Origin of the sequence: Streptomyces sp. NPDC048566 (assembly GCF_043199735.1) — a bacterium.
GTDB lineage: Bacteria > Actinomycetota > Actinomycetes > Streptomycetales > Streptomycetaceae > Streptomyces.
The window spans coordinates 39,752-55,420 of record NZ_JBICWL010000005.1; the positions used below are offsets into that span (position 1 = coordinate 39,752).

Genomic DNA, 15,669 nt, shown 5'->3' on the forward strand with positions numbered 1-15,669 from the left:
AGGCGGCGCCGGGCCGGTCGCCGTCAGCCCGGGGGGCCGCCGTCCGCAGGGAGACGACGGCCCCCCGCGCGCCGCCGGTGGCGTGCCGTCGCGACCGCCCTACGGGCGTCCGCGCGGACCTCGTCCAGCGGCCGGGCGGGCCGGTACACCACGAGCGCCGCACGGTCCTTCTCCAGCAGGAGCCGGTCGGTGCCCGGCACGACCTCGCCGTCGCAGGCGAGGATGCCGGTGCCGGTGTCACCGAGACCGGACAGCTCCACCCGGGGGACGCGGTCGGCGGTGTAGACCCGTGAGTGGTGCAGCGCCCCGAGAAGCGCGGCGGCGACGACCCGCGTCCGGGCGAGCCGGCGGTCGCCGTCGACGAGCCGGAGATCGAGCAGGCCGTCGTCCAGGCGCGGCCGGAACACCGGGGCGAAGCCGTCCGGGACGTAGCGTCCGTTGCCCGCGAAGAGCAGCCAGAGCCGGCGGGGCCGGCCGTCGACCTCCAACTCGACGGGGTGCGCGGTGCGCAGCACCCGTGCCAGGGCGACCGCGGCGGCCGGCCACTTCCCCCAGCGTGCCTCCAGGTTCTCCCGGATCCGGACGAGTTCGGGGTAGAGCCCGATGCTGAAGGTGTTGAGGAACCGCAGCCGCTCCCCGGTGCCGGTGCGGGCCGCACCGATGTCGACGGCCACCGCCTCCCCTCGGTCGACGGCGACGGCGGCGGACTCCACGTCCGGGACGCCGAGGTCGAGTGCGAAGTGGTTGAGGGTGCCGCCGGGGAAGACGGCGAGCGCCAGGCGGCGGTCGGCCGCCGCCCGGGCCACGGCGTTGACGCTGCCGTCGCCACCGCAGACGCCGAGGACGCCGCCGGCCCCCGCGGCTCGGTCGGCGGCCTCGGCGAGCAGGGCGGCGAAGTCGCCGTCGGGGCCGCAGTCGACCAGCTCCGCCTCGGGCAGCAGGTCGCGCAGCAGCTCGCCGGGCGCCGGCGCGGCCCCCGGTGCTCCGGAGCCGGCCCGCTTGTTGACGAGCACGACCAGGCCCCGCCCCCGGGGAAGCGCGGGCGCCGGCACCGCCGGCCGCTCCCGCTCCGGTACGGCGGCCCGCGGCGGCCACCGGCGGCAGGTCAGCAGGGCGGCGCCCGCCCCGAGAGCCACGCCGGCGAGGACGTCACCGGGGAAGTGCACTCCGACGTAGACGCGGGAGAACGCGACACCGGCCGCCACCGGCGCGACCAGGGCGCCGTACCGGGTGGACTCCAGTGCCACCCCGGTGGCGAAGGCGGCGGCGGAGGCCGCGTGGCCGGAGGGGAAGGAGGTGGTGTGCGGCTGGCGCCGGAGCAGGCGGACCGGGGGCACGCCGTCGAGCAGCGGCCGCGGGCGCCGGGCGGTCCATTTCACCAGCGTGTTGACGGTCGCGGAGGCGAGTGCCAGGGAGCCGAGGCCGCGCAGCGCGGCGCGGCGCGCGGTGGGCCCGCCGACCAGGCCGAGGCCCGCCGCGGTGCCGAGCCACAGGCGCCCGTGGTCGGCAGCCCGGCTGAGCCGGCCGAGCGCCGGACCGGCGCCGGGGAGGCGTCCGGCGGCGACCCGGGTGAACAGCCGCTGATCCAGTTCGCCGAGTGCACCCATGGTCCACTCGTACGCCGTCCGGGCCCGCTCGGCACGCCCGGTGGGCCGCACCGGTGAGATCTCCGGACCGTCCCGCCGCCCGCGCCGGCGGGACGCGGGCATGCCGAGGGCCGGCCGACGGCCCCACTCCGTCTGACCGGCCCTCGGTGCGAAATCACCTGGCCTCCCCGCCACGGGGTCCGCACTCCCCAGCTACGGACCTCGATCTGCGTGCGGGGCCGCCACGCGATCCCGGTCTCAGAACGCGAAGAGCGTCATCCCGTAGGAGTTCTTCACGCACTCGTTGGCGAAGGTGCGCTCGTAGGCCACGCGCTTGCCCTGCCAGACACCGGCCACGGTGATCACCACAGGGTCGTACTGCTTGGTACAGAAGACGCCGTTTCTGGCCGCCAGGCCCTCCAGGTCCCCGTTGAGGCCGCGTAGTTCGGCGCAGGACTCGGCGGCGGCCGGGTGGGTTCCGGAGGCCGTCGGGGCGCAGGTGAGCGTGACGGCGCGTTCGGGCGTGGCGGCGGCCGCGTCCTGGCCGTGGCCCGTGGTGAGCACCAGGGCCGAGGGGGCGTAGAGGCTGGCGGGGGCCTGGCCGGGGGCCGCGGTGGCGGACGCCGTCAGGGGTCCGCAGACGGCGGTGGCCGTCAGAGTGAGAGTCGCTGCCCAGCGCGCGGTGTTCGGCATTGTGTGCATCCTTCCGCTCGATCGAATCCGATCCGGCTCGGTCGGTGCCGGTTCGGCGAGCGCGAGTCTGCCGAGTCCGCACAGGAAACACACATCGACCCCACGCGTTTCGGTAACTTTGAGTGTTGAAGTAGTGGCGTGAAGTTACGGAATTCGAACGAGTGAAGCCCGAGCCTGTGCGGTAGTTGATCGTCGACGACCGCCCGCTGGCCGGTTTGACATGTCTCGGCAATAGGCCGGAAACATTCCGGCTCGGCCCGCGAGGCGCCTCGCTTTCGGGGGCCCGGAGGCTTCGGCGGACCCTCCCGCGCCGCTCCGCCGGCCGCGCGGACCGCTCTCCGGACGGCGGGCCGGTCAGTCGCGGATCGTGCGGGCGATGTCCAGCGTGAGGCGGTGCCAGGGAACGCGGGGATCGCGGCCGGTGAGGTCGCGGACCCGGCGCAGGCGGTATCGGAGCGACTGCGGGTGCACATGCAGCGCCCGTGCCGCCGCGCTCGCCGACCCCTCGTCCACGTACGCCGTCACGGCGTCCAGGAGGTGCCGCTGCCCGGGGTCGGCGAGCGGGCCGAGCACGAGCCGGGCGATCCGGTCCGGTGCGGCGGCCGGCCTTCCGGCGAGCAGGGCGAGGACGTGCGCGTCCGCGTCGGTGAGCACCCGGCCCGGCAGGTGGGCGTGGGCCGGCGCGGTGTCGAGCGCGTCGGCGGCCAGCCGGTGGGCGACCGCGACCCGGTCGAGACCCGGTCCGGTGACGGCGCAACCGCGCCACGCCCGCTCCCCCAGCACCGCACCCGCCCGGGCCGCGGCCCCGGCCGGCAGCAGCAGGACGGCCCGCGAGCCCCGCACCGTCGCCACGCACGTCACCTCGGCGGAGGGCGGCGCCAGCGCGTCGAGCAACTCCCGGGCCGTGTCGTGCGACGGATCGGGGCGATCCGGGGCGACGGACTCGGCCACCAGAAGACAGCAGGGGTCGGGCAGCCGGACGCCGAGCCGGGCGGAGCGGTCGGCCGTCGCGCCCGCCGAGGCGTGCCGCCCGGCGACCAGGTCGTCGAGCAGCAGCCGCAGCGCCCGGTCCCGGTCGGCGGCCAGGTCCTCGCTCGTCGCGGCGTAGGCGGTGGCCATCTCCTCGGAGAGCGTGTCGAGGGTGGCGAGCAGCATCCGGGCGAGGGCGAAGGCGTCCTCGGCGGGCAGGGCGGGCGGCCGGGCCGCCACCGCGTCGGTCAGGACCGTGCCCGCGACCCGGTAGGCGCGCAGCACCGCCTGCACCGGCCGGCCGTCCGCGGCCCGGGCCGCCGCGATACCCCGGAAACGCCGCAGGTCCGCCGCGTCGAGCGTGCCGTCGGTGGCCCAGAGGCCCAGCAGCCGTTCCAGGCCCCACGCCGCGATGGCGCGCACCTCGGGGAGCCGGGCGTCGTCGAGCGCCGCGTACACCGGTACCTGTTCGTGCACCGCGGCGACGATCGCCTCCACCACACCGGGGTCGGCGACCAGGTCCTGCCGGATCCGCTCACGGGCCCGGGACGGTTGCCTTGTCACAGGGTGATGATCCCAGGCACGCGTTGTGCGCACCACGGTGGACGGGACTTGTCACCGTCGCCAGGATCGACCCGTACAGCGCGGTCTCAGGGACGAGAGGCGGGACGTACGGATGGCGAAGCACTGGGCCGACTTCCAGTACGAGATCTATCTGAACGGGATGACGGGAGCCGTGCCGCGGCTGCCGACGGATCTGACGCGGCTGGAGGAGCTGACCGAGCAGCGGCTCGGACCGGGGCCGGTCGGCTATGTGGCGGGCAGCGCCGGCGACGGGAGCACCGCCCGGGCCAACCGGCGGGCGCTTCAGCGGCGCCGGATCGTGCCGCGCATGCTGCGCGACGTCCACGAACGCGACCTGTCCGTCGAGGTGCTGGGGCGCGCGCTGCCCGCGCCGCTGGCCCTCGCCCCGGTCGGCGTGCTGTCGATCATGCACCCGGGCGCCGAGACCGCCGCGGCCCGGGCGGCCGCCGCGCAGGGCGTGCCCTACATCCTGTCCTCGGCCTCCAGCACCCCGATGGAGCAGGTCGCCGAGGCCATGGGCGACGCCGAGCGCTGGTTCCAGCTCTACTGGGCGAAGGACCGCGAGGTCACCCGGAGCTTCCTCGACCGGGCCAGGGCCGCCGGGTTCACCGCGCTGTTCGTCACGCTCGACACCCCCCTGCTGGCCTGGCGCCCGCGTGATCTGGACCAGGCGTACCTGCCCTTCCTGCACGGCGTGGGCACCGCCAACTACTTCTCGGACCCCGCGTTCCGGGCCGGCCTGGCGAAACCGGTGCAGGAGGACCCGAACGCGGCCGTCATGCACTTCGTGGGCATGTTCGCGGACCCCGGAAAGACCTGGCCGGACCTCGCGTTCCTCCGCGAGAACTGGGACGGGCCGATCGTCCTCAAGGGCGTCCTGCACCCGGACGACGCCCGGCGGGCGGCGGAGGCGGGGATGGACGGCGTCGTGGTGTCCAACCACGGCGGCCGGCAGGTCGCCGGGTCCGTGGCCGCCGCGGACGCGCTGCCGCGCGTGGTGGAGGCCGTCGGCGACCGGCTGACCGTCCTCTTCGACAGCGGCGTGCGCACGGGCGACGACGTCTTCAAGGCGCTCGCGCTGGGCGCGCGGGCGGTGCTCGTGGGCCGGCCCTACGCCTACGGGCTGGGCCTCGACGGGCAGGCGGGCGTCGAGCACGTGATCCGCTGCCTGCTCGCCGAGTTCGACCTGACCCTCGCCCTGTCCGGGCACGCCGGCCCGGGGACGCTCGGCCCCGACGACCTCATCGAGGAGACCGCATGACCGTCGTGAAGAACGTCCTGGCCGTCGTCTCGCCGCACGTCGGCGGGCGCACCGCGGGCGCCGCCCTCGCCACGCTCTTCCCGGGGCAGGCGCGGGTCACCGTCGTGGAGTCCACCGACGAGGACCCGGCCGCGCTGCGCGAAGCGCACGTCATCGTCACGGGTCTCGGCCCGGTGACCGCGGAGCACATCGCCGCGGCGCCGGAGTTGGAGCTGGTGCAGTGCGCCAGCCACGGCTTCGACTACGTCGACCTGGACGCCGCCCGCGACCGGGGGGTGCCGGTGTGCACCATCGGCTCCAGCGGCGCGGAGAAGCAGAACGTGGCCGAGCAGACGTTCGCCCTCATGCTGGCCCTCGCCAAGCAGCTGGTGCCCGCGCACACGGCGCTGACCGAGGCGGACTGGGCGCTGCCGCGGCTCCAGCAGTCGATCACCGAACTGTCCGGCAAGACCCTGGGCATCATCGGGCTCGGTCACATCGGCGAGGAGGTCGCCCGGCGCGCGGTCGCCTTCGACATGAGCGTCGTCTACTCCGGGCCGAAAGCCGCCCCCGCCGAGACCGAGGCCCGGCTCGGCGCCCGCCGCGTGGAACTCGACGAACTGCTGCGCACCGCGGACTACGTCAGCCTGCACGCGCCGCTCACCGACGCGACCCGGCATCTGCTCGACGCGGAGCGGCTCGCGCTGCTCAAGCCGACCGCGTTCGTCGTCAACACCGCGCGCGGCGCCCTGATCGACCAGGACGCGCTCGCGGACGCGCTGCACGCGGGCACGCTCGCCGGCGCCGGACTCGACGTCTTCGACCCCGAACCGCCCACTCCCGCCCTGCGGTTGCTCAAGGCCCCGAACGTGGTCCTCTCCCCGCACGTCGCCGGCGTCACCCGCGAGACGCTGGTGCGGATCGCGCTGGCCGCCGTGCAGAACGCGGCGGACTTCGTGGGCGGAGCGGAGCCGCGCGACGTGGTCTCCTGAGGGCTGTCCCCGTCATCCCCGGTGGGTCGGCGCGCGGCGTCGGATGCGGTGCGTCGCACGGCGGAGGGCCGTCCTCGTACCGGGTGTATGCGGGCTGTCCGACAACCCGGCGAGGTGCCGTGGCCGGCGTCGTGCGCCCGCCGCGGACGACGGGACAGTCCTCAGGGCGTGTTGCCGTGGAACACGCGCGGCCGGCCCCCGTCGCCCGCCGCGGACGACCGGCGTCCGGCGGACGGAGACCGGGAGGGGGACGGCGACGGGGACGCCGGTTCCCCTCCGACGGACGCGGAGTCGGGACGCACTGCCGGTCCGTCGGTGCGCCAGCGTTGCGCGTCCGAACCGTCGCGGGCCGCGACGAGGACGTCGGCGTCCGGGTCGGCGGACTGCGGGGCGACGGCCTGTCCCTCGTCGCGGCGGGGCAGCAACTCCCCCCGCACGGTGAGGTCGTAGCGCATGTCCTCGCTCCGCTTCGCGTCGGCGAGGACGCAGTGGACGAGGGACAGGACACCGTTGTCGGCGTGCGAGCCGAGGCACAGGCCCGGATCGGCGACGCTGCGCAGCAGACCGTCCTGCTCGTACGACCACTGCTGGGTCCAGGCCGAGGAGCACACGGCGAGCCGGGCCCCGGCGCCCTCGCGGAGTTCCTCGTCCCGGACGTCGAGGCACAGGTCGGCGGCCCGGTTGCGCAGCCGGGTCGGTTCGGTCGTACCGGTGGCCCGGGCGGACGGGTCGGACGTGGGCGGCGGGACCGGGGTCGCGGGGGCGGGCGCCAGCGTGTGGGTGCTGCTCGCGCCGGTGGCCGTCGCGGGACCGGCGCCTCCGTCCCGGTCCGACCACAGGCTGACGGCGAACACGGTGGCGAGCAGGACCACGGAGACCCCGGCCCCCGCCAGCAGCGCCTGCGGCGGCCGGCGGTCCCCGGGGCGCGCGGCCCGCTGCCCGGGCACCGGGAGCCGGGACAGCGGGCGGTGGCGTCCGCCGCGCGCCGGCTCCGTCCCCGGCCCCTGCGCCGGGCGCCCGTCGCCGTTCGGACGGCCGGCTCCGGCGGCGCGTGCGGCGCTCCTTCGCCGACGGGAGCCGAACGGGGAGACGGTCCGGGGCCGCGGCGTGCGTCCCGCGCGTCCCGGCCGGGAGTCGAGGTAGCGCCGTGCTCCCCAGCCGAGGACCGCCTCCGCGATGAGGGCTCCCGATCCCTGCTCGAAGCGGGCCAGTTGCTCGGCGCCGTGGCGGCAATAGGCGCACCGGGCGAGATGCGCGCGGACCTCCGGCATCAGGGTGCCGCCCCGCCGGATCTGCACGTCGAGAAGGCGGTTGTGGAATCCGCATTCCCTGGTCGGCGCGAGATCCCGGTGAGCGCGGACCATGCCCTCCCGGAATTGGTCGCGGGCCTGTTCCAGAGCCGCGGAGGCGGCCTCGGTGTCCAGGCCGGAAAGGCCGGCCGGTACGGCCAGCGTCTCCGCCTCCACCTCGATGTGCCAGAGCAGGCAGCGGGCGAGTACGGGAAGCTCCGTGAATGCCCGCCGGGCGAGCCTGCGGTTCTCGGCCGTGAGGGTCTTCGCCGCGCTCATCCCCCGCCCGCCCGCGGGTTTGCGCAGATCCGGGAGCATGGCGGATATCCGCTCGTCGCCCGCCCACTCCCGGACCGTGTCCCGCACGGCCTCCAGGAACCGGGGCCGCAGCGCCGTCGCCGGCTCGCCCTGCGCCAGACGGCCCAGTACCCGGTGGAACGCGGTCGCCGCGACCATCGCCGCGACGTCGGCCCGGGTGGCGAGGCACACCACCGCGTAGTCGTAGGCCGCCTGCCAGTGGCGGGCCGTCAGCAGCGCGACGGGCCGGGCGGCGTCACCGAGCGGCCGGCCGCGCAGCAGCGCGGCGAGGGCCTCGTCGGACTCACCGGGAACGCCACTGGGTGGGTACGCGGGAAGCGGTGGGCGCGGGGTGTGCACGGAGCGGGTTCCTTCCGAGGCGCGTGGCGGCACGCAGAAATGACCGGCCGCCAAAAGGGATGCCGATTGGTGTGTACCTTTTGGCGGAGCGCCTGTGAACGGCCGGGACGAAAGCCGTACGTCGACCGTCGGGCGCGGATGCTTTCCGGCCCGCCGACGGTCGGGGATGACGAACGGCGATTCGATCCCGGGCCTTTGGCCAGGCGCGGGGGGATCACCCTCGCACAACACGCTCTCGGCCAACAAGGCGCATGGTCCACTCCGGGCTTATTGAAAGAATGTCAAAAGTGCCGCCGGTAACGGATCGGGATCTCTTCGGCATTGGCAATTCACACGCCCCGTGTGAATCCTTTGCACGCTCCGCTTTCCCGCACACACTCCCGGCGCACGGCGCCCCGTGGTCCACTGGGGACCGGCCCTTCTCCCGGGCCCCGCGCGAAACGGCGGCTCTTTCGCGCGAAACGGCCGCCGACCCCGTTCCTCCCGCCCTCGGTCGGCGGCCCGGAGAGAGTTGCGCCGGACGCGCGCGCCGAGTCCCGCCGACGTGGCGCACGGCCGAGACCCTTCGTCCCGCCGTTCGTCCGCTCCCCGCCCGGCCGCCGGCGGGCGGCGGTCCGGCCCGGCGGGCGGCGAGAACCACGCCGGCCGGTGATCCACCCCGGGGCACCGGCGTCCGATCCCAGGGGACGACGACGGCCCCGGTCCACGGGGTGCTGCGGCCGGGTCGGGCGCGGGGGATGCTTCGGTCCCGGCGGGCGTACCCGGAGCGGCGGCCCGAGGGGCCTGGCCGGGAGGCCGGTTCACCGGCTTGGCCCGAGCACCTCCAGGGCGCCGGTCTCGGTGTCGTAGCTGCGCAGGACGGTGAGACGGGCGGACGGCGGCGGCGCGGGCAGCAGCCCGGGGACGCGGCGGCCGGCGAGGGCACCCGCCCGGCGCGACCGGCCGAGGGTGACGTGGGGGCTCCAGCGGCCCGGAGCGTGCAGGGGGTTGAGGGCGCCCGGCGGGCTGTCCGACGCGACCGCCTCCCACACCCGGCGGTGCACCCGCGCCAGCGCGGGGTCGAGATCAAGCCCCCAGGCCAGCACCGAACTCGGTCCCTCGAAGCGGACCACGCCGGTGAAGCGCACCGGCAGCGGCAGTGCGGCGGCCACCCCGGCGAGTTCCCAGCGGATCGGGGCGGTCAGTTCGGGACAGGTGGCCAGGGTGAGGTGCGGGCTGTTCGTCGGCGAGCGGTGACGCGCCTGGCTCGGCAGTCCCGCGTCGGCCAGCCGCCGCCAGGCCTCCCGGACGGAGAGGTCCGCCGCCTCGTCCAGCAGGAGTTCGACCGTGCGCACCGCCGCAGCCTACCGGTGGTGGCCCACGGGACCACGCCGGTTCCGTCCGCGGCGCGCGGGGGACGCGGCGGCGGCCGGCGCACGGGGAGCGCGGACACCCGCCGTCCACTCCGGCCCCCTGCCCGGGTGCGGGATGACTGCCCCTCAGAGCCGGTGCGTTCGGGCTCCGTTGACGCGAATTGTCCGGGGAACCGCCCCTCTCCCGCCTCGGCGCGGTAGGGTCGCGCATTCGAACGGCTCGGTGTCCACGGGACAGGTGTTCCCGGCGGACCCGTCGAGCACGACGCCCCGGCCGACCGCACGGTCCGGCCCGCGGCGGCGTCGTGCCTCACTCTGGGGGGGGTTCATGCGCAGGGCAGTCATGGGAACGTCTCTCGCCGTCGCCGGCGGGCTCGTCGTGGCCGGCGTCGGGCTGTGGACCGGCGCCGGGCCGGCGACGGCGACCTCCGCGCAGGTGCGCTTCACCGCCGACGCCCTGCCCACCTGGCAGACCAACGGCATCGTGTGGGCGCTCGCGCACTCCGGGTCGACCGTCTTCGCCGGCGGTACGTTCTCGCAGATCCGTCCGCCGCAGGGCGGCTCGGGGGCCGCGCGGAACGCGGTCAACTTCGCCGCGTTCGACGCCGCGACCGGCGCTCCGACCTCGTGCAGGCTCTCGTTCACCATCGGCAGCGGCACCGCGACCGTACGCGCGCTCGCCGTGTCGCCGGACGGCAGGACGCTCTACGCCGGCGGCTACTTCAGCGCCGTCAACGGCACGCCCACGGGCAGTCTCGCCGCCGTCGACATCGCCTCCTGCACGCCCAGGACCGGCTTCCACCCGCAGATGAACGCGACCGTGCGAGCGCTCGCCGTCACCGCCGACACCGTCTACGCGGGCGGCGACTTCACCCGGGCGAACGGTGAGACCCGCGGCAGGTTCGCCGCGCTGGACGCCTCCGACGGTTCCGTCCTGCCGTTCGCGGCGAGCGCCGACGCGCCGGGCCGGGCCGTCACCGTGGCCCCCGACGGCAGGCACGTCGTGCTGGGCGGCGACTTCTTCACGGTCAACGGCACCGGCACGCACGCACTCGCCGTCGTGGACGCCACCAGCGGCGCGGTCACCACGTCCTATCCCGGGTTCATCGCCGACAACTCGGTGGTGAAGTCCCTCGCCTCCGACAGCGACGGGATCTACACCGGCAACGAGGGCACCGGGCACCACGCCTTCGACGGCCGGATCGGCCTCGACCCGGCCACGTTCGCCCAGCGCTGGCGCGACACCTGCTACGGCGCCACGCAGTCGGTGCTGCCGTACCGCAGCGTCCTCTACAGCGCCTCCCACGCGCACGACTGCTCGGAGGTCGGCGAGTTCCCGGACGGGGCACGGCACCACTTCCTCGCCCAGTCGACCGGCGGAACCAGCCACTACGGCTGGTTCCCGCAGACCAACGACGGCCTCGGCGAGCAGATCGGTCCGCGCGCCCTCACCGTCGCGACCTCGGGGAGCACCGACTACCTGTGGTCGGGCGGCGAGTTCACCACCGTCAACAGCGCCCCGGCGCAGGGGCTGACCCGCTTCGCCTCGACGGGCGACAAGGGCGCCCCCTCGACTCCGACGGTCACCGCGGAGAGCGTGCGGCCCGGGCGGATCGCCGTGCACGTCCGCTCCTCCTTCGACGCGGACGACTCCCGCCTGACCTACCGGATCTACCGGGACGGCGCCACCACCCCGGTCGCCACGCTCACCGGTGACTCCACCTTCTGGTCGCGCCCGCAGCTGACCTGGACCGACACGAGCGTCACCGCGGGCGCGCGCCACAGCTACCGGGTCACCGCCACCGACGCGGCGGGCAACACCGGCGCGCTCTCCGCCTCCGTGTCGGCGACCGGCGCGGCGAAGGCCGACCCCTACGTGGCCGCGGTCCTCGCCGACGGCGCCCGGCTCTACTGGCGCTACGCGGACACCTATCCGGGGCTCGCGGCCGACACCGGCCCCGCCGACGCGGGCGGCGTCCACGTGGGCGGCCCCGCGCTGCGCCAGTCCCCCGGAGCGGTCCCCGGCTCCACCGCGCTCGGCCTCAACGGCACCGGCCAGTGGGTCTACAGCGACCACCGCTTCGCACAGCCGGCCGCCTACAGCATGGAGACCTGGTTCCGGACCTCGACCACCACCGGCGGTCTGCTCACCGGCTTCGGCGACAACACCGCCAAGGCGAGCGCCACCTACGACAAGCAGGTGTGGATGACCAACGCCGGCCGGGTGGTGTTCGGGGTGAACTCCGGTGGCTGGAAGACCCTGACCAGCACCGCAGCGCTCAACGACAACGCGTGGCACCACATGGTCGCCACGCAGGGCTCCAAGGGCATGGCGCTGTACATCGACGGCAAACTCCAGGCAGGCAACACCGTCACGGGCAGCCGCGCCTACTCCGGCTACTGGCACGCCGGGTACGACAACCTGCGCGGCGTGCCCGGCGCACCCGCGTCCTACTGGTTCAAGGGGCAGCTCGACGAGACGGCCGTCTACCCGGCCGCGCTGACGGCCGCCAAGGTGGCGAGCCACCACGCCCTGCGCTGACCGGCGGTAGCCGTCCCGGCCGCCCGGCTACCGCCCTGCCCGGCAGTGCCGCGGGCCCCCTCCCGTCGCCCCGCCGGGGATGCCCGCGAGGCCGCCCGCGACGTCCCGCCGACGGCAGGTCCGCCTCCGTGCGGGCCGGCCGCGGCCCTGCCGCCCGCGACGCCGGGCAACGGTCGGGAAGCGACCGGAACCGCCGGGTCGACGCCTGGGGCCTGCTGCGCACGTCCCTTCGTGCGCGCGGAGGGCGGGCCGCGCGGCGTCGGGTGCGTGATCTCGACGTGCCGGGCGGAAGCGCTCGCACGGGATGCGCGGGGCCTTCCGCCCGGTGCGGCGAGCCTGTGCGCAGCGCGTCGCACGGCCGAGGGGACGTGCGCAACACGCCCTAAGGTGGCCGCATGGAGCGCAGCGGTGGGCGGCCGGCCGACGGGACCTACGACGGGCCGCCGCCGGACGCCAACGTCCTCGCCCGGCTGCTGATCGGCATCGTCGCGCTGGCGTTCCTGACGGTCTTCGTGACGCTGTTCCGGGAGCTGGTCGCCGCCGTGGACCCCGCCCGCACCTGGGTCGCCACGGTCGCCTTCGCCGTCGGGCTGGCCTATACCACCGTCACCCTGGTCTCCAGCGGTCTGGAAGCCGGCGCGGTCATCTCCGCCGACCACCCCGTCGACCCGACGATCACCGTCAGCGGCACGTACATCCTGTACGGGTCGATCGGCCGCCTCCTGCTGGCCCTTTTCCTGGCCGCCGTGGGGCTCGCCGTCACGCGCACCGGCCTGCTGCCGCGCTGGACCGGCCGCTCCGCTTTCGTCCTGGCCGCCGTCAACCTCGCGTTCGTGCCCTCGCTGTTCTTCGGCAACACACCCGGACACTTCTACGCCGCCAACGGCTGGGGCACGACCGCCCTCATGGGCGCGCTGTTCAGCTACTGGATGCTCGCCTTCGGGATCTGCGTCCGCCGCAGCGCCACCGGGCGCGCACCGGTCGCCGGACGGCCCGCGCCGCAGCACTGACCGGCCACCCTCACCTCGGGGGACGGCTCCGGGCGGACCCGCGGGCAGCGCCCCGCACCGGACCGCCCGGAGCCGGGCGGCGAAGCGTCACGATCCGGCGACCCTGCCCGCTCCGGCCTTCCCATCGGCCGGGAACCCCGGTACGAATGGCCGTCCGATCCGTCCCCTCCCGGGTGCCCGCGCCGTACAGGCCCTACGCTGGAGGCGGAGTGACGCGCTTGTTCACCGTGGGTGTGCGCAAGGGAAAGTGGCGACGATGAGCCCGGTCCATCCTCTCGACGATGCCGCCACGGCACGCGCGGTCGTCGACGGCGACGGCATCCTGGTCGCCTGGAGTGAAGGGGCCCGGCGGCTCCTGGGGTACGCGCCGGACGAGGTCGAGGGACGCCCGGCCGCCGGGCTGCTGGCCCCGCAGGCCCAGGGCCGAGCGCCCGAACGCGCCGACCGCCGCTGGGACGGCGTGGTCGCACTGCGGCACCGCGACGGCCGCCGTCTGGACGTGTGGCTGCTCGCCCACCACCTCGAGGGCCGCGACGACTGGCTGCTCGTCGCCCCGCTGGACAGCCGGCGGCCCGCGGTCCGGGACGAGACGCTGGTCCGCGCGGTGCTCGCCCAGTCCCCCTGCGCCACGGCCGTCTACGACGCCCGGCTGCGGCTGCACGGGATCAACGACGCGATGTCCCGGGTGATCGGACTTCCCGAACACCGCATTCGCGGTCTGCGGGTCTCCGAGATCGGCGGCAGACCGGCCAGCGGCGAGATGGAGCGCGAGATGGCCGAGGTCCTCGCCTCCGGCCGCGGCCGGGACGTCGAGACGTACGCCCGCGCCGGCGGCGAGGAGCGCGCGCACGCCTGGCTCGCCCGCATCGCCCCGCTGCGCGACACGGCGGGGAGCGTGCACGGGGTGTGCGTGACCGTCCACGACTTCACCGAGCAGTTCCGCGCCCGCGAGCGGCTCCGGCTGGTCAACGAGGCGAGCGTCCGCATCGGCACCACCCTGGACGTCACCCGGACGGCTCAGGAACTGGCCGACGTCTGCGTTCCGGCGCTCGCCGACTTCGTGAGCGTCGACCTGCTGGACCCGCCCGACCGCGACGGCGAGTACCGCTCCGAACGGCCGACCGCCCCCGTGACGCTGCGCCGCGCGGCCCACCGGTCGGTGAACGAGGGAAGCCCCGAGGCGGTCGTCGCGGTCGGCGCGGTGGACGTCTACCCGGCGTCGTCCCCGCAGGCCGACTCCCTCGTCGCGGGGCGCCCGCTCGTCGCGCCGAACGCCGAGGGCAGCGTGGAGCAGTGGCTCGCCTGGGACGAGCGGCGCCGCAAACGCGTCGCCGAGTGCGGCGTGCACGCCGTGCTGTCGGTGCCCATCGCGGCGCGCGGGCAGACCCTCGGCGTCGCCGTGCTGAGCCGGTTCAGGCGGCCCGAGGCGTACACCTCCGACGACGTCCTGCTCGCCGAGGAGGTCACGGCCCGGGCCGCCGTCTGCATCGACAACGCGCGCCGCTTCTCCCGGGAACGGGACACCGCGCTGGCGCTGCAACGGAGCCTGCTGCCCCAGTCGCTGCCCCGCACGGCCGCCCTGGAGGCGGCCTCCCGCTACCTGCCGGCGGCGCGCGCCGGGATCGGCGGCGACTGGTTCGACGTCATCCCGCTGTCCGGGATGCGCGTCGCCATGGTCGTGGGCGACGTCATCGGCCAGGGCATCCAGGCGTCGGCGACCATGGGCCGGCTGCGCACCGCGGTGCGCACCCTCGCGGACATCGACCTGGCACCGGACGAGCTGCTCACCCACCTCGACGACCTCGTCGTCCGGCTCTCCAGCGAGGCGGGCGCCGAGGGCACCACCGGCGAGGTCGGCGCCACCTGCCTGTACGCGGTGTACGACCCGGTCTCGCGGCGCTGCACGCTCGCCCGCGCCGGCCACCCGCCGCCCGTCGTCGTGCCGCCGGACGGACCGCCCCGGCAGATCGAGATGCCGCCGGGTCCGGCGCTGGGGCTGGGCGGGCTGCCGTTCGAGTCGGTCGAGCTGGAACTGGCCGAGGGCACGGTGCTCGCCCTGTACACCGACGGTCTCCTGGAGAGCCGCGAGCGGGACTCCGAGGCGAGCCACCGGCTGCTGTGCGGGGCGCTGACGGAGTCCGCGCAGTCCCTCGAAGGGGCGGCCCACGCGATCCTGCGGGCACTGCTGCCGGCGGGCGGAGCGCCCGACGACGTCGCGCTGCTGCTCGCCCGCACCCACGGGCTCGCCGCGTCGAACGTCGCGACCTGGGAGGTCGGCGCCGACCCCGCACGCGTCGCGCCGGTGCGCAAGCAGGTCGCCGACCGGCTGGAGGGCTGGGGGCTGACGGAGGCCACGTTCACGGCCGAGCTGGTGGTGAGCGAACTCGTCACGAACGCCATCCGCTACGGCGAGCCGCCCATCCGGCTGCGGCTCATCCACGACGAGACGACCCTGATCTGCGAGGTGTCGGACACCAGCCACACGGCACCGCACCTGCGCCGCGCGCAGATCTCCGACGAGGGAGGACGCGGGCTGCTGCTCGTCGCCCAGCTGACCCAGCGCTGGGGAAGCCGCCACACTCCCGAGGGCAAGACCATCTGGGCGGAGTTGTCCCTGCCCGGCGAGGAGTGAGGGGCGCCGGGCGGGTACCGGTGCACCATCTGGTGTGATGGGCCGCGCCACCGTCACCGCCCGGAGGACCGAACCCTGGACAGCCCGTACGTGCTCAGCGCCGCACCGCCGTTCGCCGGCGG

General features: G+C 75.5%; 10 protein-coding genes. 5 read left to right on the top strand and 5 right to left on the bottom strand.

Features of this window, described 5'->3' with window-relative positions:
- Positions 1-23: 23 nt before the first annotated feature.
- From ACGFS9_RS10900 to ACGFS9_RS10910, 3 genes are all read right to left on the bottom strand, one after another.
- Positions 24-1,607, bottom strand: coding sequence for a bifunctional phosphatase PAP2/diacylglycerol kinase family protein (locus ACGFS9_RS10900; RefSeq protein WP_393252170.1), 1,584 nt, complete (start codon positions 1,605-1,607; stop codon positions 24-26).
- Positions 1,608-1,844: 237 nt separating this feature from the next.
- A complete protein-coding gene (locus ACGFS9_RS10905) occupies positions 1,845-2,279 on the bottom strand; it encodes a protease inhibitor (RefSeq protein ID WP_393252172.1) in 435 nt (144 codons plus the stop codon).
- Between the two features lie 354 nt (positions 2,280-2,633).
- The gene (locus tag ACGFS9_RS10910) at positions 2,634-3,812 is read right to left on the bottom strand and encodes a PucR family transcriptional regulator (RefSeq protein ID WP_393252174.1); all 1,179 of its coding nucleotides are present in this window, start codon (positions 3,810-3,812) and stop codon (positions 2,634-2,636) included.
- A 112-nt stretch (positions 3,813-3,924) separates the two neighbouring features.
- Between ACGFS9_RS10910 and ACGFS9_RS10915 the strand changes: the two genes are divergently transcribed.
- Entirely contained in the window at positions 3,925-5,094 is a 1,170-nt protein-coding gene (locus ACGFS9_RS10915; RefSeq protein WP_393252176.1) for a lactate 2-monooxygenase, read from the top strand.
- Positions 5,091-6,065, top strand: coding sequence for a 2-hydroxyacid dehydrogenase (locus tag ACGFS9_RS10920; protein WP_393252178.1), 975 nt, complete (start codon positions 5,091-5,093; stop codon positions 6,063-6,065). Before ACGFS9_RS10915 ends, ACGFS9_RS10920 begins: the two co-directional genes overlap by 4 nt.
- Before the next feature lie 161 nt (positions 6,066-6,226).
- On the opposite strand, the gene ACGFS9_RS10925 is transcribed toward ACGFS9_RS10920, so the two are convergent.
- Both ACGFS9_RS10925 and ACGFS9_RS10930 read right to left on the bottom strand, forming a co-directional pair.
- Positions 6,227-8,011: a ricin-type beta-trefoil lectin domain protein gene (locus ACGFS9_RS10925; protein WP_393252180.1), complete on the bottom strand. Its 1,785-nt coding sequence runs from the start codon at positions 8,009-8,011 to the stop codon at positions 6,227-6,229.
- An 800-nt stretch (positions 8,012-8,811) separates the two neighbouring features.
- A complete protein-coding gene (locus ACGFS9_RS10930; protein WP_393252181.1) occupies positions 8,812-9,345 on the bottom strand; it encodes a 2'-5' RNA ligase family protein in 534 nt (177 codons plus the stop codon).
- 346 nt (positions 9,346-9,691) lie between these two features.
- Here ACGFS9_RS10930 and ACGFS9_RS10935 point away from each other — a divergent pair, with 346 nt between their 5' ends.
- From ACGFS9_RS10935 to ACGFS9_RS10945, 3 genes are all read left to right on the top strand, one after another.
- On the top strand, positions 9,692-11,905 hold the full coding sequence (locus ACGFS9_RS10935) for a LamG-like jellyroll fold domain-containing protein (RefSeq protein ID WP_393252183.1): 2,214 nt from the start codon (positions 9,692-9,694) through the stop codon (positions 11,903-11,905).
- Positions 11,906-12,300: 395 nt separating this feature from the next.
- On the top strand, positions 12,301-12,915 hold the full coding sequence (locus tag ACGFS9_RS10940) for a hypothetical protein (RefSeq protein ID WP_393252185.1): 615 nt from the start codon (positions 12,301-12,303) through the stop codon (positions 12,913-12,915).
- Positions 12,916-13,171: 256 nt separating this feature from the next.
- Complete coding sequence (locus ACGFS9_RS10945) at positions 13,172-15,547, top strand: SpoIIE family protein phosphatase (protein ID WP_393252186.1); 2,376 nt, start codon at positions 13,172-13,174, stop codon at positions 15,545-15,547.
- Positions 15,548-15,669 lie beyond the last annotated feature (122 nt).

Bases quoted from the DNA above. Each gene is read 5' to 3' on its own strand.
- ACGFS9_RS10900 (WP_393252170.1), bottom strand. From the start codon at position 1,607: ATGGGTGCACTCGGCGAACTGGATCAGCGGCTGTTCACCCGGGTCGCC.
- ACGFS9_RS10945 (WP_393252186.1), top strand. From the start codon at position 13,172: ATGAGCCCGGTCCATCCTCTCGACGATGCCGCCACGGCACGCGCGGTC.
- ACGFS9_RS10940 (WP_393252185.1), top strand. From the start codon at position 12,301: ATGGAGCGCAGCGGTGGGCGGCCGGCCGACGGGACCTACGACGGGCCG.
- ACGFS9_RS10920 (WP_393252178.1), top strand. From the start codon at position 5,091: ATGACCGTCGTGAAGAACGTCCTGGCCGTCGTCTCGCCGCACGTCGGC.
- ACGFS9_RS10915 (WP_393252176.1), top strand. From the start codon at position 3,925: ATGGCGAAGCACTGGGCCGACTTCCAGTACGAGATCTATCTGAACGGG.
- ACGFS9_RS10935 (WP_393252183.1), top strand. From the start codon at position 9,692: ATGCGCAGGGCAGTCATGGGAACGTCTCTCGCCGTCGCCGGCGGGCTC.
- ACGFS9_RS10905 (WP_393252172.1), bottom strand. From the start codon at position 2,279: ATGCCGAACACCGCGCGCTGGGCAGCGACTCTCACTCTGACGGCCACC.